The following is a 19,980-nucleotide window of genomic DNA, read 5'->3' as shown; positions in this document are numbered from 1 at the left end:
CTCAACCTTCCGCGACCTGAGTGGTGACGTTGGTCATGTTTCGTTTGACGCTGCCGGTGGCGGCATAGCGCTCGAGTTGGCGCTGCACGATGATCCAGGCGGAATACATCAGGAGGTACCAGCAGGCAGCGACGGCGTAGAGTTCGATGACAGCGTAGGTCTCGTTGATCGCGGTTCGCGTGACGCGCAGAAGCTCGCTGAAGGAAATCACCGAAAGGAGCGAAGTGGTGCGCATCATGGAAGAAAACTCATTGCCAAATGGCGGCAGGATCAGCCGGACCGATTGCGGCAGGATCACGTGCAGCATGGCGCCTAGCCAACTCATGCCCATGGCCCGCGCCGCCTGCATTTGATCAGTTGGCACGCTCTGCACGGCGCCGCGAATGATCTCGGACATATAGGCGCCGGAGTAGCAGCCCAGACCAATCAGTCCCGCTTCCAACACTCCAAGACGGATGCCAAGCTGGGGCAAACCGAAGTACAGGAGGAAAAGCTGCACGAGCGGAGGCGTGCCGCGCCACAGCCATACCCAAGTCCCGGAAAATATCCGCAAGGCCCTGAACCGCGACAAGGCACACAGCGCAAGGATCAGGCCGATCACGGTCCCAATCGCCTGCGCCGCTATCGCGACCAGCAGGGTGACGCCAGCCACGGCGGCAAACCGTGGCTGGGCCAGATAATGCAGGAATGTCTCGACCGAGAACTGCACCGTCAACCTATGTCATATCATTGCGGGTTGAGGACGAAGGCATCGACTGGAGCGACGCCCCATTTCTGAACGATCTTGCTATAGGTGCCGTCTGCACGCATCTCTTCCAGCGCTTTGACGATCATCTCCGCCAGCTCGGTGTTGTCTTTCAGAGTGGTGATCGCGAGGCGGTTGGCTGCGTTGCCGGCAAAAGCCATTTCGAAGGGCGCCTTGCTGGTTGAGATGTAATAAGCCGCTTGAGGATCGTTCAGATAAGCCGCGTCGACCTGCTGGGTCACGGCAGCCTGGATGGCCTCCGAGTTGGAATCGAAGGCGCGTATGTCGATCGCCTTTTGCCCAGCTGCGACCATTCGATCGCTCTGCGCCTGCAGATTCTTGTTTGTCGTCCCGCCGGCCGCAACTGAAACGGCCTTGCCAGCCAGTCCGTCGAAGCATGCATTGTAGCTCTCGGGCGCGCCTATCTTGCCCTCGCACGAGATTCCGCCGGGGTTACCCTTCGGCACCATGAGGCCCTCGCCCCATTGGACGTAGGCGATCATGTTCATGATCTTCAAGCGATCCGGATTGATGAAGATCGCTGTACAGAGGCTGTCGAACCGCTTGGCTTGCAGGCCCGGAACAAGGCCGGGGAATGCGAGGTTCGTCCACTCGACTTCTTGGCCGAGGCGCTTGCCGATCTCACCGCACATATCAACGTTGAGGCCGTCATTCTGGCCATCGGTGCGGATGAACTGGTTCGGCGCTGCGGCAAAGTCGGCCGCGAAGGAAATCTTGCCCTTGGTGATGGTCGGCTCCGCCAGCGCGGAGGTGGCCATCATGGCAAGGAAAGCGAGGCTCAGTGTTTTCTTCATTGTGTCATTCCCCTTTTTTGGTTGGTCTGGACTTGCTATTTATTCCCACGTCCGACTCAGAAAGTTGGACGTCCTAAGAGTTTCGCAGCATCCCTCCGTCCACGCGGATCATCGAACCCGTCACGAAGCTTGCCTGGGTGCTTGCCAGGAACGCCACCACGGCTGCGAACTCCTCGGGCTTCCCGTAACGGCCGACCGGAATGGTGCCACGGCTTTCGCTTTGGACGGCATCGAGCGACGCGCCGCTGCGCTTGGCCTTGCCCTCGTCCAGTTCGCGTACACGGTCGGTAGCGATCCTTCCTGGCAGAACCATGTTGACGGTAACGCCGCTGGGTGCGACTTCGGCGGCCAGCGTCTTGGACCAGCCGGCGATTGCCCCGCGCACGCCATTCGACAAGGCAAGGCCCGGGATAGGCGCCTCTACACCCGATGAACCGACCGTGATGACGCGGCCAAAACCGCGGTCGATCATTCCGGGAAGGACTGCATCGGTCAGCGTGAACAGCGAGGTAGCCATGACCGAGAACGCCGCCTGCCAGGCCGCAACACTTTGTCCACGGGCGGGGCCGGCGGCAGGACCACCGCTATTGTTGACCAGAATATCGATACCCTCTTCGGCCATTCGGGCTGCGACATCCGAAACGGAGATGGAATCGGAGAGGTCCAGTGCGACCGGCGTTACTGCAAGACCCCTCGCCCAATCCGCGACCGAGGCTGTGTTGCGTGCTGCGCCGAATACATCAGCGCCTTCCTCAGCCAGAAGCCTTGCGCAGGCAGCCCCAAGGCCGCGGCTTGCGCCCAGGACCAGCGCCTTTCGCCCGGTAAAACCAAAATCCATCAGCCCAACTCCTTAAGGCGTTTGTCCTGGCGGCGAAGCAATCGCTCTACTTCTGCCTGCGCCAGCGCATCCAGTTGCGCACCGGGCTGCCGTTGTGCAGCCGACGCAATAGCGCCGCGTTTGGCGAGCACATATTTGCGAACTGCAAGCCCGACGCCCGGCTGCTGTTCGTAGCGGACGAGCGGCAGATAGGCATCGAAGATGTCCTGGGCGCGCTCAATGTCGCCTCGGCTTGCGAGATCGGTGACCTGCACCAGCATTTCCGGGAAACCGAAGCCGGTCATAGCCCCATCGGCCCCACGGGCAACCTCTTCCGGCAGAAAAACGCCGCCATTGCCGCAAAGGACCGAGATGCGACGACGCCCCTTCTTCTCCGCCTCGCGAAGCTTCGAGATTTTCGATAGGCCAGGCCAGTCCTCATGCTTGAGCATGACGATCTGCGGAAGCTCGTCGATTAGGCGCCCCAAGAGTTCGTCGCTGATCTGCACCGTGGTCGCGAGCGGGAAATCCTGAAGCACCACAGGCACATCCGTGCCTAGGAAGCCGCAGGCCTGGCGATAGTAGTTCAGGATCTGGGCATCTGTTCGCAGGTTCATTGGCGGCGCGATCATCACGCCGGCAGCACCCTGTGCCATGGCTTCGTGGCTGACTTCCGTGAGCGCCGCAAGGCCGGGGGACGAGACGCCGACCACGACGGGCTTGCCCTGCGCGCGCGCAATCACGCGCTGGATAACCTGACGGGACTCGCCACCCGTCAGCTTGGGCGCCTCGCCCATCATACCCAGAACGGTCAGGCCATCGGCACCAGCGGAGAGGTAGAAATCTGTAACCCTATCAAGGCTGTCGAGATCAAGGGATCCGTCATCCTTGAATGGCGTAACCGAGATTACGAAGACGCCACGCGCCTTATCTGTGAGAAGTGCCATTGTCAGTCCTTTCCAGCCCCAAACCAGCCGGCTGTGGAGCGCGGGACGAAACGACCGTCTCCCGGCTTGTTGAGAATGTCTTTTCCATCCCATGCGAGCTGTCCACGTAACCAGCTCGCGGCGACGCGGACCGAAAACCTTTCGCCGTGAAATGGGCTCCAGTTCAGCCCGTCGTGAGAGGTAGCCTCATCCCAGACGAAGGAACCCTCTTCGAGCGCAACCAGGTCAGCATCACGGCCCACGGTGATCGCGCCCTTCCGATCATCGATGCCGAAGAATCGTGCCGGTCGCTCGGCCAGATACTCTGCGCTCAGACGCGCAGCATCGAGGCCGCGCCTCTCGGCAGCCGTAAAAAACGCTGGCACAAGCGTCTCGAGGCCGGGAACACCCGCACCTGCATCGAAGATCGAGTCCGTCAGCTTGTTATCTATCGGCCAGCTCGAATGATCGGAGGAAACGAAGGCGACGAGGTCTTGCGAGATCGATTGCCAGAGGCCGTCTATAGCGGAAGAACGAATGGGCGGGTTCACCTTCATCTTTGCGCCGAGCCGGTCTCCGTCGCGTTCCGCATCCAGCCAGAGATAGTGGACGCAGAGTTCGCCCGTTGCCGCAGCACCAAGTTCTGCGACGGCGTTGGTTAATCGGAAACCCGCTTCCGCCGTTAGATGAACAGGATGGACATGCGCGCCGCTTGCAAGGCCGAGGGCAAGGAACTGACCGGTCGCCGCCAGTTCAGCTGCTTCCGGCCGCGCTTCTGCATGCGCCACAATCCCGTTCCGGCCCGCCGCCTTCGCTCGCGCGACACGGGCCAGGACAATCTCCTGGTCCTCGTTGTGCAACCCGAGCGGAATGCGCGTCGAAGCAAGGGCCTCCATCAAGTCGAGTACGAGGTCCTCCCCGATCCGAGGAAATCGCACTGGATTGCTCTCGAACGATGAAATTTTGAAGGCGACGACTCCTCCCTCAATCAGCGCAGCCAGATTGGCCGTGCCCGTTTCGCGCGTCGCCGTCCCGTACAGCGCCATGTCGGCGTGCGAATGCGCGGCGATCGCGGCAATCTTGGCATCCAGACGCTCCGCCCGGTCGAGCGGCTCGGGGTTATCATAAGGCATGTCGACCAGTGTGGTGACGCCGCCTGCGATTGCCGACCGCGTGGTGTCGGCGATGCCAAGTAGGCCCTTGTAGCTCGTCGCATGGGTCTGCCCGTCGACCGCACCTGGCAGGATCAGCGCATTGCCACGGTCGTCGAGCCGACCAGCAGCAGGCGCATTGCCGGTTCCGACAGCTGCTATGCGACCGTCGGAGATTGCGACCCAACCGTTTTCGAGGATGCCATCCGGCACCACCACGCGACCCTTGACGACAAGCTCCATCGGATCACACCTTCGAGAAATATTGAAGGTCGAGCGCATTGATCGCGGCCGCGACTGCCGCCTGCACGGGATCGACGACCGGCACACCGAGTTCCTGCTGCAGGACCGGCCGATGACCGCCCATGCCGGCACAGCCTAGGATCACGACACCAGCACCGTCGCTTTCCGCCATGACTTTGGCGATGCGCGCAACCGAGGCGCCAGCGAGGTTGAGGTCGTTTGCTTCCGCCACCGACATGTTGACCGGCCGGTCGGCTGCAAGACGCCCGGTCAACCCAAGCCGTTCGATATGGGCAGCATGGCGTGCGACTGAAGATGCACCGAGAGAGACAACGCCGAAGCGCGGCGCGAGCTGCAGCGCAGCATAATAGGCAGCTTCGGCAATACCGACCACTGGCCGGCTTGTCGCCGCACGCGACGCTTCAACTCCGGGATCGGAAAAACAGGCAACGACAAAAGCATCCGCGTCGCTGGAGGCAATCGTCTCTACGACCATCGGCGCGACAAGGGCCACATCCGCATCGGTCTCGATACCGATCGGCGCATCGGGAAGATGGTCGCAAACGATTGTGTGAGCCGTAACCGCCCGCAGCGGTGCGATGCTCGCCGCGATTGCCGCGGTCACCTTAGCCGAACTGTTCGGATTGAGAACAAGAATTTTCATTGGAAGCCTGGTTGGTACAATTCAGAAAATTGGACATATCCTGTAATATGTCAACTGATATTTTTATAAACGAATAACGGAGAATCTGCACTATTTTCAGGCATTTGGTCTAAACGTTAGACAGCGGCTTCGTCCTGACGAGCGCGGTAATTCCCATCTTGGAAGTAATGACAAATGTCGGAATCCGTCATAACAACCGCATCGTTGATGCCGTGCTTACCCGGTGACGATAGGGTTCAATCGCAGAGCGTTGCGGTGGCTGAAGCCGTTCCTTTTGGTGGTCATGCAGTAGATGGCATAGGTCTGCTCAGCATCGACCTGCATTCGATCAGGACGGTCGCGACTTTTTGTTGGCCAGATCGATTCCAGTCGGTCGCTATGCGCCAGGCCAGTCGTGAAGTGCCTAAATAGGTTCTATTGCATGAGCGAAGTCTTGCGGAGATCAAGCTAACATTGCGTAGCCGCTCGAACCAACAGGGATTAGCCGTACGACTACACGTCCTGCCAGGGCAAGAAGCGAGATGATCCCAGCTTCAACGCCCCGATGTCGCCAGAAGCAACTCGGAAAATCTGGTCCTGTCGCCTCATCAACGCGATGCGAGATATCGGAGTGGCTTGCCGGGCGCTAAGAGCTGTGCCGCTCGCAGAATGCCCTGGGCATCGATCCCATAATGTCGATAGAGATCTGCGATGGTCCCGGTCTGTCCGAAGTGCTCGACGCCGAGCGATCGCGTACGTTGGCCTTTGACGGAACCCAGCCAGGCCAGCGTTGCAGGATGACCGTCGAGGACGGTGACGATAGCGCAGTTGGTCGGAACGTCGTCGAACAACCGCTCGATGTGGCTTTTAGCGGCGATCACGCCGCTTTCGCGTGCTCGTTGTGCCGCGGTCCAGCCGGCATTCAACCGATCCGCCGATGTGACTGCCAGGATACCAACGTCGCGTCTGTCCTCGGCTATCAGCCCTCCGGCCTCGATCGCTTCGGGCGCTACGACGCCGGTATAGGCGATGATCACTTCGGCGTTCGGGCCTGGGCGGCGAAGCCAGTAGCCGCCATTGATGATGTCTTCGGACTTTTCGTCGGTCAGATCGCGGCTCGGTTGCTCAAGCGCACGTGTCGAGAGGCGGAGATAAACCGCCCCGCCCGTGGCGTCCCGCAGCCAGTTGGTTTGAGTGGGTTCGGCCTCGCCGTTTCGCTGGATATAATCGAAGGCGAAACGGAGGACGATGGAAAGCTCGTCAACGAACGCCGGCTCGAAGGAAGCAAGCCCGTCCTGCGCCATGCCAATCAACGGCGTGGCGATCGATTGATGAGCGCCGCCCTCAGGAGCCAGGGTAACGCCCGATGGAGTGGCGGCGATGATAAACCGCGCATCCTGATAGCAGGCGTAATTTAGTGCATCGAGGCCCCGTTTGATGAAGGGATCGTAAAGCGTCCCTACAGGCAGCAAGCGCTCCCCGAAGATCGAGTGCGACAGACCCAAAGCGGAGAGCATGAGAAACAGGTTCATCTCCGCAATGCCGAGTTCGAGATGTTGACCGTTTGGCGAGAAGTCCCAGTTGAAAGTCGATGGGATGCGCTCTTTGCGGAAGAGATCGACCGTGTTCTCACGCGCGAACAGACCGCGCCGGTTAACCCACGCTCCGAGATTGGTCGAGACGGTCACATCTGGCGACGTGGTCACGACACGCTGCGCAAATGGCGTATCCTGCTTGGCAATCTCGTGCATCAGCAGGCCGAAGCCTTGCTGCGTCGACATCGCTGCCGACCGCTGGATGTCGAACTTGTCCGGTACAGGCACGGCCGGCACCATATGGCGACGCGGACCGCCTTTCTGGAACGGGACGTTAGCGAGGAATTTCCGCACCGAACGATGGTCGAAGGTCATTCCTTCGAATGGTTCCCATTCATGGCCTTCGCGGATTCCCATCCTGTCGCGCAAAGTGCCTATTTGCGTGGGTGTCATCAGCCCCGCATGATTGTCCTTGTGCCCGGCGAGAGGGAGGCCATAGCCTTTCACGGTATAGGCGATAAAGCACACCGGACGGTCATGCGTCGCAGCAGAACTGAATGCCTCCAACAGGGAGGGCAAATCGTGTCCGCCCAGGTTCGTCATCAACGCCTCGAGCTGCGCATCGCTGCGGCTCTCGATCAGACGGGTAACGGCTCCTTGGTCGCCAAGATCATCGAGCAGCCGCTTTCGCCATGCGGCGCCGCCCTGGTAGGTCAGCGCGGAATAGAGCTGGTTCGGACATTGGTCGATCCAGTGCTTCAGAGCTTCGCCGCCGGGTTCAACAAAGGCTGCCTTTTGCAGGGAGCCATATTTGAGGATGACGACATTCCAACCGAAGTTGCGGAAGATGGCCTCGAAGCGTTCCCACAGGCCTTCCCGCACAACAGCATCCAAACTCTGGCGATTGTAGTCGACGATCCACCAGGTGTTGCGCAGGCCGTGCTTCCACCCTTCGAGCAAGGCCTCGAAGATGTTTCCTTCGTCCATCTCGGCGTCACCAAGCAACGCCACCATGCGGCCCTGCTGCTCGATGCCTGACCAGTCCTTGGCGGTGATGTAATCCTGGACCAGCGATGCAAAGAGCGTCTGTGCCACCCCCAGGCCGACGGAACCTGTAGAGAAATCGACGTCATCAGCGTCCTTCGTCCGGGAAGGATAGGACTGCGCGCCTTTGTATCCTCGGAAGTTCTGGAGCTTTTCCAGGGTCTGCTTTCCGAACAAATATTGAATGGCGTGGAAGACCGGGCTGGCGTGAGGCTTGACCGCGACCCGATCCTCGGGCCGCAGAATGGAAAAATAGAGGGCGGTCATGATGGTCGACAGCGAGGCGGACGAAGCCTGATGCCCGCCGACTTTCAGTCCATCGTCGTTGGCTCTGACATGGTTGGCATTGTGGATCATCCAGCTAGAAAGCCAGAGAACTTTCCTTTCGAGATCGGCAAGTATGTCAGTTTCTTCGCGCAAGATGGCCTCCCTTTTGAGATAGACTATCCGTAAGCGGTTTGAGAATGTAACCAAAGTACGTCACAAGAACAGTTGGGTTTAGCGGATTCCGCTAAACTGACGCTTATTTGATCCGGATTCGTGCCAATGAAGAAACTGGACCCATTGGATCGCAAGATCATTGCGGCGCTCCAACACGACGGACGTCTGAGCGTTCAAGCGCTCGCCGAGCAGGTTGGTCTGTCGCCCTCGCCCTGCGCGCGCCGCGTTCGCATCCTGGAGGATGAAGGCGTTATCAAGGGCTACAGCGCGGTGATCGATCAGGCCAAGGTGGGGCTACCCGTCAGCGCCTTTGCGTCGATAAAGCTCGAAAAGCAAAACGAAGATCATCTCGACCGCTTTGCCGAAAAGGTTCTGCAATGGCCGGAGGTGGTCGATTGCTATCTGATGACCGGACAGTTCGACTATCTGATGCGGGTCGTCGTCGCAGATCTTCCCGCCTATGAGCAATTCCTGAAGACGAAGCTAACACGGCTCAAGGGCGTCTCCTCCATCGAGACAAGTTTCGCGCTTGGCCAACTGAAGCGCTCTGAGGTGCTGCCGGTGAGTGTAGGCTAAGCGCGTGTGGAGCATCGGATAGGTCGCGACCAAGCCCCCCGCCCGGCCCCACTTGTGAATTCGCCCAGCGAGTAAGGGTGTCTGCGTTGTCAGCGCACTTGACGCTGACATTCAGCCAGAGCCTATTGAGACATGCTCGACCGCTACGACAACTCTCCGTTTCGCGCCCCTGAGCCGGGAGACCTGATCGGTCTTTTGGCGGTAACCGTACTGCTTATCGGACTGTTGCTATTGTTCGGCGTTGCCTTCGCTGTCATGCCGGCGCGCCGATGATCTCGACCCTCAGCTGTCGCTGATGATGGTGCGAGTTCAGCGAACTGTGATTCTAATTTTTTCGGTGCGCCTGCTTGGCGTTTGGCACTACTGATAAAAAAGACGAACAGTGCGAGTAGACGGATGTCCGGATGGACACCTCTTCTTGGTCAAACGCTAAAACAATCGTCCTATTGCAGTTTATTTGATTGTTGTCGAAGGATATCCAGATTCCATCTGGAGGAACAGCGATGAAACGGCGCATGGTTGCAGACCTGCTCGACGCAATGAAGGTCGCTCAAATCACACAGAACTTTTTCTTGATCTACCTGATCGGCATGGCCCTGCTCGAAGCGGAACGCGTTTTAAAGGATGGAGGTTGAGAGGCCGGCCCCGCCCCAAAAAGGCGGCGCCTTTTCCTAGCGCGGCCGACGTCGGTATCCAGCGCTCTATCGACGACCCCTAGAGCAAGTCCTGCAATTGATGCATCGCCTGTTAAGTGACATCCGGGTTGTATGCTGATTCAACATCCATCTTGATAGATGGTGGATGATGGGAAAAGCACGCCGGCGAGGGTAGAAACGACAGGCAGTTAAGATTGAAGAGCTGTTCATGGAGCCACGTTGTTGCTCCTGCTAATTATTGGCTGACCGGACTGTCGGGCACGATCGGTGCGTCGATCTCAATGACGTTGTTCCACGGGTCCGCAAATACGGCGAAGCGACGATTGCAAGCCTCAAAATCCAAAGGCTCACTCAGAAAGGTCACGCCCCTTTGCTTGAGCGCCGCAAACGTAGCATCAACACCGTCTACACGGAACCCTACATGGTGGAAGCCGTAAGGGCATGCATGACGGCGACCGGCAGATGGTGTCGATCCTCGCCTGCGTTTTGACCGACAGATTGAGCGCGGTCGAGGCCGCCTGCCAGGAGGCGCTCGAGCACGGCGTCTCATCGGCGGCGGTGATCCTCAACATCCTGGCGCGCAGCCGCGATCCGGCGCCGGGCACGATCCTTTCCATCCCACAGGTGCTGAAGTTGGCTCACGAACCGATCGCCGACTGCGCCCGCTATGACAGTCTCAGGAGGACAAGCAGCCATGGAACGCACCGAAGTGCTGGAACTGATGGGAACGCTGAAGCTCTACGGGATGCGCTCGGCCTATGACGAGATCATGGGCGTCGCCATTAAGCGGCAGCACGAGCCGCCCCAGATCGTTGGCGACCTGCTGCAGGCCGAGATAGCGGAGAAGCAGGCTCGCTCCATCAAATACCAGCTCACTGTCGCCAAGTTGCCGCTGGCCAAGGATGTCGAGGACTTCGACTTCACCGGCACGCCGGTCAATGAGACTCTGATCCGCGACCTCGCCACCGGCGCCTTCGTGGCCGATCAGCACAATATTGTTCTGGTCGGCGGAACCGGCACGGGAAAGTCTCACCTGTCCATCGCCCTTGCTCGGGCTCTGATCCGCAATGGAGCACGCGGCCGCTTCTTCAACGTCGTCGACCTCGTCAATCGGCTTGAGACGGAGGCACGTAGCGGCAAACAGGGGCGGCTGGCCGACTTCATCACCAGGCTCGACTTCGTCATCATGGACGAGCTCGGCTATCTCCCATTCGCCCAGGCCGGTGGTCAGCTCCTCTTCCATCTGATCAGCAGGCTATACGAGCGGACCTCGATTATCGTCACGACGAACCTGGCATTTGGCGAGTGGCCGGCCGTCTCGGCGACGCCAAGATGACCGCCGCCCTCCTCGACAGGCTAACCCACCATTGCGAAATCGTTGAGACAGGGAATGAATCCTGGCGCTTCAGAAACCGCTCTCAAAGCTAAAGCCGAAAAGACAAACAACCCGCGCCCGCAGGCCCCTGCGCTAAATGGAGAGCCCCGGGCCTGCGCGCGCTGACCCTATGCAACCAGAGGCAGGGGTTCCTTTTGCAAGCCGATAAGGGGTCCCGTTACGACGCCGATTGACATGCAGATATCGCCGCGCGGTCGCGAGGCTCGTCCAACCGGACAGCGTCAGAACGACCTTGTCGGCTTAATGTCGGCGATACTGGCCATCATGGATACGGGGTACCCTCAGCCTTGAATGACCAAACTGAGAGTCTGAAAGACATTTCCGACGCTCTCGATTGAGGGTCGGCATTTTTCGCGTCTCGGCCAGAACCGGTGGGTCCGGTATCGGCCCGAGGCTGTGTGAGAACTCGGCGCAGTTGATCGTTCATTTTGCCTTGCCATGGCGCACGTTAGCTTCGTTCACCCGGCTATCGCTTTAATGGTCGAGGCAACGCCGGCAACTGCGATGGCTCGCTTGATGTTATAGGCCAGGATCGTCAGGCTGGTTTCAGTGGCGACGTTCCGGAGCCCCCGCGTTCGGAAGTGGGTGGCGCCCATCCATCCTTTTATGGTGCCGAAGACGTGCTCGACGGTACAACGGCGGACCGCCATCGCTTCAGGCATCGCATTGAGCTTTCGCTCCATGGCATCGAGCACGGCTTCGTGCTCCCATCGCCGGATACGCTTCTCCTTGCCGGCCGTGCACAGTGGACGCGATGCGCAGGCACCGCAGGCCTTCTGGTTGAAGTAAACACCGATGAGCTTGCCGCCCTCTACCCTCGCAAAGCGCTTCTGGAGCTGCTGGCCGGCTGGGCAGCGATAGGTGTCCGTCTCAGGCTCATGCACGAACTCGGCCTTGCCCCAAAAGCCACGCGCCTGAGCCGGTGAAGTATTGGGCTTGGGCACCATCGGGATTATGCCGGCTTCGGCGCAGGAGCGGATCTGCTCACCCTCGTAGTACCCACGATCGGCAAGGGCAATCATCTCGGAAGCACCGATCTCGGCCTGTGCCGCCTTGGCCATCTCCAGCAGGTGCGAGCGGTCATGGCCCCGGTTCGTTACCTCATTGGCGACGACAATATGGTGCTTGGTATCGACGGCGGCCTGAACGTTGTAGCCGACTACGCCGCGATGGTCGCTTCCGGTCGCCATCGCGCGGGCATCCGGATCGGTGAGCGAGATCTGCTCATCGGGGGCGGCTTGCAGTTGACGGCCAATCTCCTCAAGCTCGCTAAGCCGCCCGCGCAGCGACGCCAGTCGCTCGGTGAGATGTGCGATCCGGGGTGTGGCCGGGCCGATCGCGGCACTATCGGCTTCCTCGAGCTCGGCCAGATAGCGCGCGATGCTCTCCTCGACATGGGCCTTCCGGCGCGCCAGCTTGCCCTTAGTGTAATTCTTCTCGTGCGTGTTCACCGCGCGCAAGCGTGAGCCGTCGATGGCGACCATACCGCCGCCCACAAGACCACAGATGGCAACAAACCGCTGGCATGCGATCTGGATCGCTCTGGCATTGTCATGGCGGAAGTCGGCGATGGTTTTGAAGTCGGGTACCAGCTTGCCGGTCAGCCACATCAGTTCGATATTGCGGCCCGCCTCCCGCTCCAGCTTCCGGCTTGATGTCAGTTGATGCAGGTATCCATAAACGTAGAGCTTGAGCATCGTCCCCGGTGCGTAGCCAGGCCTGCCGGTCGATGCCGGCTGCACGCGGGCAAAGCCGAGTTCGGCCAGATCGAGTTCATCGACAAAGGCATCAATGATGCGTACCGCGTTATCCGCATCGACATAATCTTCAAGACAGGCCGGCAGAAAGCTCGCCTGGTGTCGGTCAGCAGCCTCGACAAAACGTCCCATGTGGCACCTCCGAAGCAGTGCCAGATCATAGCATAATCAGGGGTTTTCACACAGCCTCCGCCCCTCAGCGGCACTAACCTGCGGCGTTTCCTCTCTTGGCCAATCAAGGCCGAGGAGAACTCACATGGGCCATTCCACATTCGATGATGCCAGCCGCGAGCGCAACTTGAAACGCCGGAAAGAAGGTCGGCACCAAGCGTCCGTTCACCCAGAAGCAAATCTGGGCCATTCGCTTCTTCTTTGATCGCGAGAGGCGTATCCGGGATCGAGCCCTGTTCGATCTCGCCATCGACAGCAAGCTTCGCGGCTGCGACCTAGTCAAGATCCGGATTCGCGAGGTAGTCGTCGGAACTGAGATCAGAATTCGCGCGATTGTGGTTCAGCAAAAGACGGGGCGACCTGTTCAGTTCGAAATCACCAGCGATGTCAGAACCAGCCTTCTGGCTTGGCTCGAAAAACGCGGTGGCTCGGTAGAGGACTACGCCTTCCCGAGCAGGATTGACCACACGAAACACATAAGCGCGAGGCAGTATGCGCGCCTTGTCGATGAATGGGTGAAGGCGATCGGTCTACGTCCTGAGGAGTATGGAGGAAGCGCTCCTCCTGGCCGAGAGAACCGAGATCTGACGTAGAGCGGCCATCCGGACCGAGCGCGGATGGCCGCTCATAGCACGCCGAGTGATACGCTTGCTCCGGCCATAGTGGGGTGGATTCTTGCCCGACCGTTTTGGCGGCGGAACTGGGAAAGCGGCCATTCACGTGGCCGACGTCCTTCGACTGCAACGCGACCTCGTCTCAGGCGTTCAGGCGGCCGCAGCCGGTTCCTAACTGCTATTTGTTCCTCAGCGAAACGGCTACGCAGGCTGTGCGACCGCGCAACCCGATCGTCGGTGCAATGTCCAGCGACTCATGCCAAATCTCAAGAGGAACCTCGGTGGTACCGAACCTCGGTGGTACTGCGATTGATGTGCGCTGACGACAGACCGTCGTTTCCGCCGAGATAGTCGACACAACCAAGGTGCAGCGCTTGAGAACCGCCGCAGGCCGTTGCAGTTCAACGAGATGCACGAAGTCCCCGGCACATTCCAACTTCGCAAGCGCCATCTCGACGTCAACGAACTCGCGGTATCGTGTTGACGGATGAAGGCAAGGCCCTGCAAATGAGGGGAGGAAGTCTCGCCGATGCGCTGCTCGAAAACACCGGCGAGACCGTCGCGGCCATGGCCAAGCTGAACGAAGATGTCAGGCGGCTCCGCGATCGGATTTACGATCATCTCGCAGGCTGGGTCGCACCGGTGTAGCCAACACAGTTTCCAGCGTGTCGACTAAGTTCCTGGCGTCGTCCGATCGGCGTCTTGCATCTCGGCTTCCAGGAACTCGACGACGCCGACACCATCGTCCTGGTCGGCGGTCCAGACGCCATCATCGGGCACATTGGACGCAAAGTCAGAATTCCTATCACATTGACGTATATATGGCTCCCTGATATTCAGCACGAGGCATTCTCTTGGGAATTTCGATGTCGCTGGTCGCATCCTTCGGAAGAAGAATTTTTTCCGAGACGACGTCACCAGGCGGTATGACTGATGTAGGGGACAATGAATCTCAACTATAGTGAGGAGCATTCAATTCTGCGCGATGGCGCGCGGCGGCTTCTGGCTAAAATGCCGGCAAACGCCTTGGCGGCGGCCGGCGGCGACTTTCATCGAACTTTCTGGGACCAAATTGCTGACTTGGGCTGGCTCGGTTTGCCATTTGCCGAGGCTAATGGCGGAGTGGGCTGTGGCGCATTGGAAATCGCCATTGTAGCCGAAGAACTCGGGCGCGCCGGAGCAGTCACGCCATTTATCGAGATCGTGGTTATTGCCGGTGGCTTGATCGAGGCACTGGGCACGCATGCGCAACGCGCCGCATGGCTTGAACCTCTTATCAATGGCACCGCGATCCCCGTTCTTGCCCATCTTGAAAATGGCGCACGGGGAAAACTTGATCATGTTCGAACCGTAGCGGTGCGCAACCGCGAGGGATATGCGCTAACCGGCGAAAAAGTGCTCGTTCGCGCCGGTCAATGGGCGGATGTATTTCTCGTTACGGCGCTGCTGGACGACCAAATCGCGCTTTTCGCTGTGCGTGCCGGTGCTCGCGGAGTGGAGATCACCTCTTATCCAACCGTGAATGGCGGAAGGGCAGCTGACGTCAGGTTGAGCCGGGTCGTGGTCGGATTGGAAGACCGGATCGGTGAAGAGTCGATCCTTCCAACACTTGAAGCTGTCCACGACCGCGCCGTGGCCGCCCTGTGCGCCGACGCTGTCGGCGCCATGGATGCGCTCTTGGCTGCTACTGTCGAGTACACGAAACAGAGGGTACAATTCGGCAAGCCGATCGCATCCTTCCAAGCGCTGCAGCACCGGATGGCAGAGATGGCCGTCAGATGCGAGGAAGCGCGTGCCTCGGCGCTCTTAGCAGCCTTGAGCTGTGATGCAAGCAAGTCTCAGCGCATTCGTGGGGTGTCAGGCGCCAAGGCTAAAATCGGCCGCGCCTCGCGCCACGTCGCCCAGGAGGCAATCCAACTGCATGGAGCAATGGGATTCTCGCAGGAACTGCCCATCGGTAACTGGTTCAAGCGTCTCTATGCATTCGAAAACAGCTTCGGCAGCACGCGGGATCATCTTGATCGCTATGCGCGTGTGCTGGCCTCGGCCGAGATGCGCGGCAATCTTCTTTATGAGCGCGGTGAGAGCTGATGGACCTTTATCTTGACGATAAAGAGATCGCCTTTCGCGATGAGGTCCGCGCTTTCCTTAGGCAAGAGCTCACGCCGCAGATGAAGCGCGCCGAACGCCTTAACCCGTCATTCCTCGCCGATCCACAAGACGGGCTACAATGGCAGAGAATACTCGCCGAGCGGGGTTGGGTCGCGCCGTCATGGCCGGCAGAGCATGGCGGACCAGGCTGGACGCTGACCCAACGCTACATCTTCGACCAGGAGTGTGAGAACGCTGGTGAACCGCATTTCCGCAGCGCAGGAGTAAAGATGATCGCTCCCGTGTTGATGCGCTATGGCACAGCTGAGCAGCAGCAGCGCTATCTGCCGTCCATATTGTCGGGAGACGATATCTGGGCGCAAGGCTATTCTGAGCCAGGTTCAGGGTCCGATCTCGCCTCACTGACGACGAAGGCTTCTCTTGACGTCAATCACTACGTCGTCGATGGATCCAAGATTTGGTCGACCCACGCGCACCGTGCGAACCGGATGTTCGCGCTGGTGCGCACTTCCGACACCGGTAAGAAACAGGAAGGCATCACCTTTCTGCTCATCGACCTCACGGCACCCGGCGTAAATGTGAGGCCGATCCTCTCCATCGACGGCACGCATGAGTTCAACCAGACGTTCTTCGACGGGGTAAAGGTCGCCGTGGCCGACCGCGTCGGCGCCGAGGGGGAAGGCTGGGAGATCGCCAAATACCTGCTCGAGTTCGAGCGCGGCGGCTCGTTCGCCGGCGGCTCGCTACGCGCCCACTACTCCAAGCTGATGAAAATCGCCAAGACTTGCGGGCCGGATGGCCGCTGTGCCATGGAAGATCCGCTCTTCGTTGCCAGGTTGGCTGAGATCGGTGCTGACATCGATACCAACGACATGCTCGAGCTGTCTGCAATGTCGAAAGTCCAGGCAGGTGGCAACCCGGGCGCGGTTTCCTCATCTGTCATGAAGATTTTGCGGAGCCGCGTCCACCAGGCAATCGGCGAGCTCGGCGCGTCGATCCTTGGTCCGGACGCGCTACGCTGGGAAGACCAACGACCTCTTCACCATCTTCCCGAAGAGTCGGAAGTCGACGAACTGCGCAAGGTTGCTGCGCCGGCCTATATCAATTCCCGCTCGCAAAGTATTTTTGGTGGCAGCAACGAAATCCAGCTGGAAATCATTGCTCGTAACCTGCTCCGGTAACGACAAGCTAACAAAAGAGGCCGCAAACCGAAACTGAAGATGGACGCAGTTGCATTTGATGTAGTGATCCTTGGCGATGACGACTGCTGCCTCCGTGTCGCGCCTGATTTATATTTCACCATGCTCTAGAAATTATAGCCTTCCGAAATGTCGCAAGGTGGCCTGCACCGCATCCGGGTCGTCAAAAGCGAATGGCCTTCAGGCATTCCTGACCGTTTCGCCAAGCGCCTGGCAGCTTTCAGTAAATCTGGAAGGCGTCTTGAACGACCGACTTGGGGTCGTACGCCGAACGTCGGCTTTCCCAGTTTTTCGCCACGAAGCGAACAGTCGGGAGACGGCCCCAATTGTGCCAGGCGGCGATGCACCGTGGTTGTCGTCCGATCGCTATTTTCGACCTGCCCCAAACTGTCGTTCCGCCTTCCTTGGAAGCAGAACTGTGTGGTCCGCATATGGCTGCTGCGGTCTCCCTGGAGAAATGGGAAGCCGCGACAGCGTGTCTTCCGGTTGGGCCCGTCGCTCAGATCTTGAGTTTCAGCAGCAGCTAGGCATCCAGTTGCTGGCGACGCGTACTCGAACTCGCAGAACATCCTGTCGCTCTTTAGGTAAGTGAGCCTGCCCGTGGCGGCTCCAACGGGAGTTTCACGACGAAAATTTCATGCGGCACAAATTTGCGATTTTCCGATAGGTGCCAATCGCCTGGTCAGCGGTCGGCTTCGCGGTCGTCCGTCGGCGCTCCCGGAAAGTCCGGCAGCACGCCCTGTTCGGCGACGCTGGCGGCGTACGAATCCGGCACCGTCGCAACGGTAGCCGGCGAGCCCAGCACCTGCTCGACCATGCCGCGCGCGATCTCCCGCTCGCCCATGATGACCAGATCGGCGCCCAGCCCGGTTAGGTGCTCGACTTCCGCGTCCGAATGCGCCCTCGCGATCACCCGTATGTCAGGGCTTGCGGCCCGGGCGCGGGTAACGATCGGGCCCGCTTCAATGGCGTTCGGGATGGCGATGATGATGCGCTTGGCGCCGAGCGTGTTCGCCGCCGCCAGAACATCGATCCGCGCCGCGTTTCCGCCAATCGCTTCTATCCCATCAAGACGGATGCGCTCGGCCACCTTGTCGGAATCCTCGATCACCAGCACGTCCGCACCTGCCTGCTTAAGCGCTTTGCCGACGAGGCTTCCGACGCGGCCATAGCCGACAAGGATGGTGTGACCGGACAGCTGGGTTGATGCCGGCGTATCGCCGAGGTCGACGGGCTCGATCGGCGGTGGCGGCGCCGGATCGCTGCCCGGGGGTGGCAGCGGCATGGTCTCGGCCGATGCTGCTGCGGCCGTGGCGGCTGCGCGTTTCTCGAGCCTCGGCTTTAGCTGATCGACCGCGGCGAAGATTAGCGGATTGAGCACGATCGACAGGATCGCGCCGCCGAGGATCAGGTCGCGCCCCTGTTCCGGCAACAGGCCGAGCCCGACACCCAGTTCCGCGAGGATGAAGGAGAACTCGCCGATCTGTGCCAGACTGGCTGAAATGATCAGCGCGGTGCCGATCGGATAGCGGAAAGCGATCACTATCAGGAAGGCGGCGACGGATTTGCCGATGACGATGATGAACAGCGTGGCCAGCACCGGCAAGGGGCTTTCCATCAGGCTGAACGGATCGAACAGCATTCCTACCGACACGAAGAACAGCACCGAGAAGGCGTCTCGCAGGGGCAGCGATTCCTCAGCGGCCTGGTGCGACAGCTCCGACTCGCTCATGATCATGCCAGCGAAGAACGCACCGAGCGCCAGCGACACGCCGAACAGCTTCGCCGCGCCATAGGCGACACCGAGCGCAATCGCGAGCACGGCGAGCCGGAACAGTTCACGCGAGCCGGTGTGGGCGACATAATGCAGGATCCATGGGATGACCTTGCGGCCGACAACCAGCATCAGCCCAACGAAGGCCGCGACCTTCGCGATGGTCAGAACGATGACGCTGGTGATCCCGCCGCCGAGATAGCTGCCCAGGGTGACAGAGACCGGGTCGGCCGCAGTATGGGTCGTGTCGGTCCCACCCAGCACGCCTGCCAGCGCCGGCAGCAGCACCAGCGCCAGTACCATCGCGAGATCCTCGACGATCAACCATCCGACCGCAATGCGACCGCGCTCGGTGTCCAGTATCCGCCGCTCCTGCAGCGCGCGCAGCAGGACGACCGTCGACGCGACGGACAGCGCAAGGCCGAAGACAATGCCGGCGCCTAGATTCCAGCCCAAGAGCCAGGCAAGCCCCATGCCGAGCAATGTCGCGAAACCGATCTGGACCACCGCGCCCGGCACCGCGATCGCCCTCACGGAGAGGAGGTCCTTGAGCGAGAAATGCAGCCCGACCCCGAACATCAGCAGGATCACGCCCAGTTCCGCCAGTTCCGTTGCCAGGCTCTGGTCGGCGACGAAGCCAGGCGTATGCGGACCGACCAAGATGCCGGCGACGAGGTAGCCGACCAACGGCGGCATCTTGAGCCGATTGGCGATCACGCCGAACACGAATGCCAGCCCCAGGCCCGCGACTATAGTGGCGATGAGGGGCATTTCGTGCAGCATGCGGTGTGGCCTCAAAAAACGTTTTGCAGGAAAAGGGAGCAGGCCGGGCCCGCTCTTCCAGTATGGGTACGGGCACCGTTCATCGCAAGCATTTAGGCGTACGCGCCGCCGCTTTCACTGCCCGAGTGCTTCCGGCAAAACCGCTAAGCGCGTGCCAAGCGTTGGCGCCTGGTCCGGCAGCGCTAATCTAGGCGTCTACATATTTGCTAGGAAGTGGAGTCGGTTCGAATCGTTTCTTGACGACCAGCAGGTATACCCGGCACATCTCGCCTTGGTGCCTCCGAAGCACTCAGAAGGTACCGTTGAGCACCTATCGGGCGTCGACCCGCAGCACAGCGGTCTTATTAGGAAGTGGCGGGTTTCGGACCCGCAGGCAAAAGGAACTGTACGGCAGGGATGGGGGCGCGGGGCGAACGTCAGCTTTCTCAGTTTTTCGGCCAGAACCGGACAGTCAACAAACGTGAAGAGTTTCGGGCGCCGGCAGGCGTACGAAAGTCCCCGAGGAAGGAACCCGCGGGGCACAGTCGACGGCTATGGGGATTTCGAACTGCGGCCGATGTCGGCGATGGCGCGACCGCCGCC

At 60.0% G+C, this 19,980-nt stretch carries 16 protein-coding genes and 3 pseudogenes; 9 read left to right on the top strand and 10 right to left on the bottom strand.

Going from position 1 to position 19,980, the window contains the following annotated elements; translation table 11 throughout:
* Nucleotide 1: 1 nt before the first annotated feature.
* From ICI42_RS23020 to ICI42_RS22990, 7 genes are all read right to left on the bottom strand, one after another.
* On the bottom strand, nt 2–652 hold the full coding sequence (locus ICI42_RS23020) for an amino acid ABC transporter permease (protein ID WP_330999226.1): 651 nt from the start codon (nt 650–652) through the stop codon (nt 2–4).
* 74 nt (nt 653–726) lie between these two features.
* Nucleotides 727–1,560, bottom strand: a complete 834-nt coding sequence (locus tag ICI42_RS23015) for an ABC transporter substrate-binding protein (protein WP_188166947.1) — start codon at nt 1,558–1,560, stop codon at nt 727–729.
* A gap of 73 nt (nt 1,561–1,633) precedes the next feature.
* Nucleotides 1,634–2,398, bottom strand: coding sequence for an SDR family oxidoreductase (locus ICI42_RS23010; RefSeq protein WP_188166946.1), 765 nt, complete (start codon nt 2,396–2,398; stop codon nt 1,634–1,636).
* A complete protein-coding gene (locus ICI42_RS23005) occupies nt 2,398–3,324 on the bottom strand; it encodes a dihydrodipicolinate synthase family protein (RefSeq protein ID WP_188166945.1) in 927 nt (308 codons plus the stop codon). Before ICI42_RS23005 ends, ICI42_RS23010 begins: the two co-directional genes overlap by 1 nt.
* Nucleotides 3,325–3,326: 2 nt before the next feature.
* Complete coding sequence (locus ICI42_RS23000; protein ID WP_188166944.1) at nt 3,327–4,697, bottom strand: dihydroorotase; 1,371 nt, start codon at nt 4,695–4,697, stop codon at nt 3,327–3,329.
* Nucleotides 4,698–4,701: 4 nt separating this feature from the next.
* Complete coding sequence (locus ICI42_RS22995; RefSeq protein WP_188166943.1) at nt 4,702–5,361, bottom strand: aspartate/glutamate racemase family protein; 660 nt, start codon at nt 5,359–5,361, stop codon at nt 4,702–4,704.
* Between the two features lie 587 nt (nt 5,362–5,948).
* Nucleotides 5,949–8,276 (bottom strand): transketolase-like TK C-terminal-containing protein, encoded by a 2,328-nt coding sequence (locus ICI42_RS22990; protein ID WP_188166957.1) that lies wholly within the window; start codon nt 8,274–8,276, stop codon nt 5,949–5,951.
* Between the two features lie 189 nt (nt 8,277–8,465).
* On the opposite strand from ICI42_RS22990, the gene ICI42_RS22985 reads away from it, so the two are divergent.
* The 3 genes from ICI42_RS22985 to ICI42_RS24070 all read left to right on the top strand — a co-directional run bounded on the left by ICI42_RS22985 (nt 8,466) and on the right by ICI42_RS24070 (nt 9,571).
* Entirely contained in the window at nt 8,466–8,936 is a 471-nt protein-coding gene (locus tag ICI42_RS22985) for an Lrp/AsnC family transcriptional regulator (RefSeq protein WP_210317485.1), read from the top strand.
* Nucleotides 8,937–9,068: 132 nt separating this feature from the next.
* The gene (locus tag ICI42_RS22980) at nt 9,069–9,209 is read left to right on the top strand and encodes a hypothetical protein (RefSeq protein ID WP_188166941.1); all 141 of its coding nucleotides are present in this window, start codon (nt 9,069–9,071) and stop codon (nt 9,207–9,209) included.
* Between the two features lie 230 nt (nt 9,210–9,439).
* The gene (locus ICI42_RS24070; protein WP_269140816.1) at nt 9,440–9,571 is read left to right on the top strand and encodes a hypothetical protein; all 132 of its coding nucleotides are present in this window, start codon (nt 9,440–9,442) and stop codon (nt 9,569–9,571) included.
* A 256-nt stretch (nt 9,572–9,827) separates the two neighbouring features.
* Here ICI42_RS24070 and ICI42_RS24300 read toward each other — a convergent pair whose 3' ends face one another.
* The gene (locus ICI42_RS24300) at nt 9,828–10,142 is read right to left on the bottom strand and encodes a VOC family protein (protein ID WP_188166940.1); all 315 of its coding nucleotides are present in this window, start codon (nt 10,140–10,142) and stop codon (nt 9,828–9,830) included.
* Between ICI42_RS24300 and ICI42_RS22970 the strand changes: the two are divergent.
* Nucleotides 10,031–10,354, top strand: a pseudogene (locus ICI42_RS22970) (IS21 family transposase); the annotation flags it as partial. The gene ICI42_RS24300 and the pseudogene ICI42_RS22970 overlap by 112 nt on opposite strands.
* Nucleotides 10,287–11,020 (top strand): annotated as a pseudogene (gene istB, locus ICI42_RS22965) (IS21-like element helper ATPase IstB). The pseudogenes ICI42_RS22970 and istB, both read left to right, overlap by 68 nt.
* Nucleotides 11,021–11,446: 426 nt before the next feature.
* Here istB and ICI42_RS22960 read toward each other — a convergent pair.
* Nucleotides 11,447–12,877, bottom strand: coding sequence for an IS1182 family transposase (locus ICI42_RS22960; RefSeq protein WP_188166939.1), 1,431 nt, complete (start codon nt 12,875–12,877; stop codon nt 11,447–11,449).
* A 124-nt stretch (nt 12,878–13,001) separates the two neighbouring features.
* On the opposite strand from ICI42_RS22960, the pseudogene ICI42_RS22955 reads away from it, so the two are divergent.
* The 4 genes and pseudogenes from ICI42_RS22955 to ICI42_RS22940 form a co-directional block, all read left to right on the top strand.
* Nucleotides 13,002–13,467: pseudogene (locus ICI42_RS22955) on the top strand (tyrosine-type recombinase/integrase); the annotation flags it as partial.
* Nucleotides 13,468–14,037: 570 nt separating this feature from the next.
* Nucleotides 14,038–14,178 carry a hypothetical protein gene (locus ICI42_RS22950; RefSeq protein WP_188166938.1) on the top strand — a complete coding sequence of 47 codons (141 nt, stop codon included), beginning with the start codon at nt 14,038–14,040 and terminating at the stop codon, nt 14,176–14,178.
* A 297-nt stretch (nt 14,179–14,475) separates the two neighbouring features.
* Nucleotides 14,476–15,621 carry an acyl-CoA dehydrogenase family protein gene (locus ICI42_RS22945; RefSeq protein WP_188166937.1) on the top strand — a complete coding sequence of 382 codons (1,146 nt, stop codon included), beginning with the start codon at nt 14,476–14,478 and terminating at the stop codon, nt 15,619–15,621.
* Complete coding sequence (locus ICI42_RS22940; protein WP_188166936.1) at nt 15,621–16,823, top strand: acyl-CoA dehydrogenase family protein; 1,203 nt, start codon at nt 15,621–15,623, stop codon at nt 16,821–16,823. Before ICI42_RS22945 ends, ICI42_RS22940 begins: the two co-directional genes overlap by 1 nt.
* A 700-nt stretch (nt 16,824–17,523) precedes the next feature.
* Here ICI42_RS22940 and ICI42_RS22935 read toward each other — a convergent pair.
* Nucleotides 17,524–19,398 carry a cation:proton antiporter domain-containing protein gene (locus ICI42_RS22935; protein ID WP_188166935.1) on the bottom strand — a complete coding sequence of 625 codons (1,875 nt, stop codon included), beginning with the start codon at nt 19,396–19,398 and terminating at the stop codon, nt 17,524–17,526.
* Between the last annotated feature and the right edge of the window lie 582 nt (nt 19,399–19,980).

The sequence above is a fragment of the Oryzicola mucosus genome (assembly GCF_014534685.1).
Taxonomy (GTDB): domain Bacteria; phylum Pseudomonadota; class Alphaproteobacteria; order Rhizobiales; family Rhizobiaceae; genus Oryzicola; species Oryzicola mucosus.
The sequence above is the reverse complement of the archived record's forward strand: the minus strand, read 5'-3'. Positions and strand labels throughout refer to the sequence as shown.

Coding starts and splice junctions, on each gene's coding strand:
- ICI42_RS22960 (WP_188166939.1), bottom strand. CDS start 12,877: ATGGGACGTTTTGTCGAGGCTGCTGACCGACACCAGGCGAGCTTTCTG.
- ICI42_RS22940 (WP_188166936.1), top strand. CDS start 15,621: ATGGACCTTTATCTTGACGATAAAGAGATCGCCTTTCGCGATGAGGTC.
- ICI42_RS22990 (WP_188166957.1), bottom strand. CDS start 8,276: ATGATCCACAATGCCAACCATGTCAGAGCCAACGACGATGGACTGAAA.
- ICI42_RS22950 (WP_188166938.1), top strand. CDS start 14,038: ATGAGGGGAGGAAGTCTCGCCGATGCGCTGCTCGAAAACACCGGCGAG.
- ICI42_RS23010 (WP_188166946.1), bottom strand. CDS start 2,398: ATGGATTTTGGTTTTACCGGGCGAAAGGCGCTGGTCCTGGGCGCAAGC.
- ICI42_RS23000 (WP_188166944.1), bottom strand. CDS start 4,697: ATGGAGCTTGTCGTCAAGGGTCGCGTGGTGGTGCCGGATGGCATCCTC.
- ICI42_RS24300 (WP_188166940.1), bottom strand. CDS start 10,142: ATGAGACGCCGTGCTCGAGCGCCTCCTGGCAGGCGGCCTCGACCGCGC.
- ICI42_RS22985 (WP_210317485.1), top strand. CDS start 8,466: ATGAAGAAACTGGACCCATTGGATCGCAAGATCATTGCGGCGCTCCAA.
- ICI42_RS23005 (WP_188166945.1), bottom strand. CDS start 3,324: ATGGCACTTCTCACAGATAAGGCGCGTGGCGTCTTCGTAATCTCGGTT.
- ICI42_RS22945 (WP_188166937.1), top strand. CDS start 14,476: ATGAATCTCAACTATAGTGAGGAGCATTCAATTCTGCGCGATGGCGCG.
- ICI42_RS22980 (WP_188166941.1), top strand. CDS start 9,069: ATGCTCGACCGCTACGACAACTCTCCGTTTCGCGCCCCTGAGCCGGGA.
- ICI42_RS24070 (WP_269140816.1), top strand. CDS start 9,440: ATGAAACGGCGCATGGTTGCAGACCTGCTCGACGCAATGAAGGTCGCT.
- ICI42_RS22995 (WP_188166943.1), bottom strand. CDS start 5,361: ATGAAAATTCTTGTTCTCAATCCGAACAGTTCGGCTAAGGTGACCGCG.
- ICI42_RS22935 (WP_188166935.1), bottom strand. CDS start 19,398: ATGCTGCACGAAATGCCCCTCATCGCCACTATAGTCGCGGGCCTGGGG.
- ICI42_RS23015 (WP_188166947.1), bottom strand. CDS start 1,560: ATGAAGAAAACACTGAGCCTCGCTTTCCTTGCCATGATGGCCACCTCC.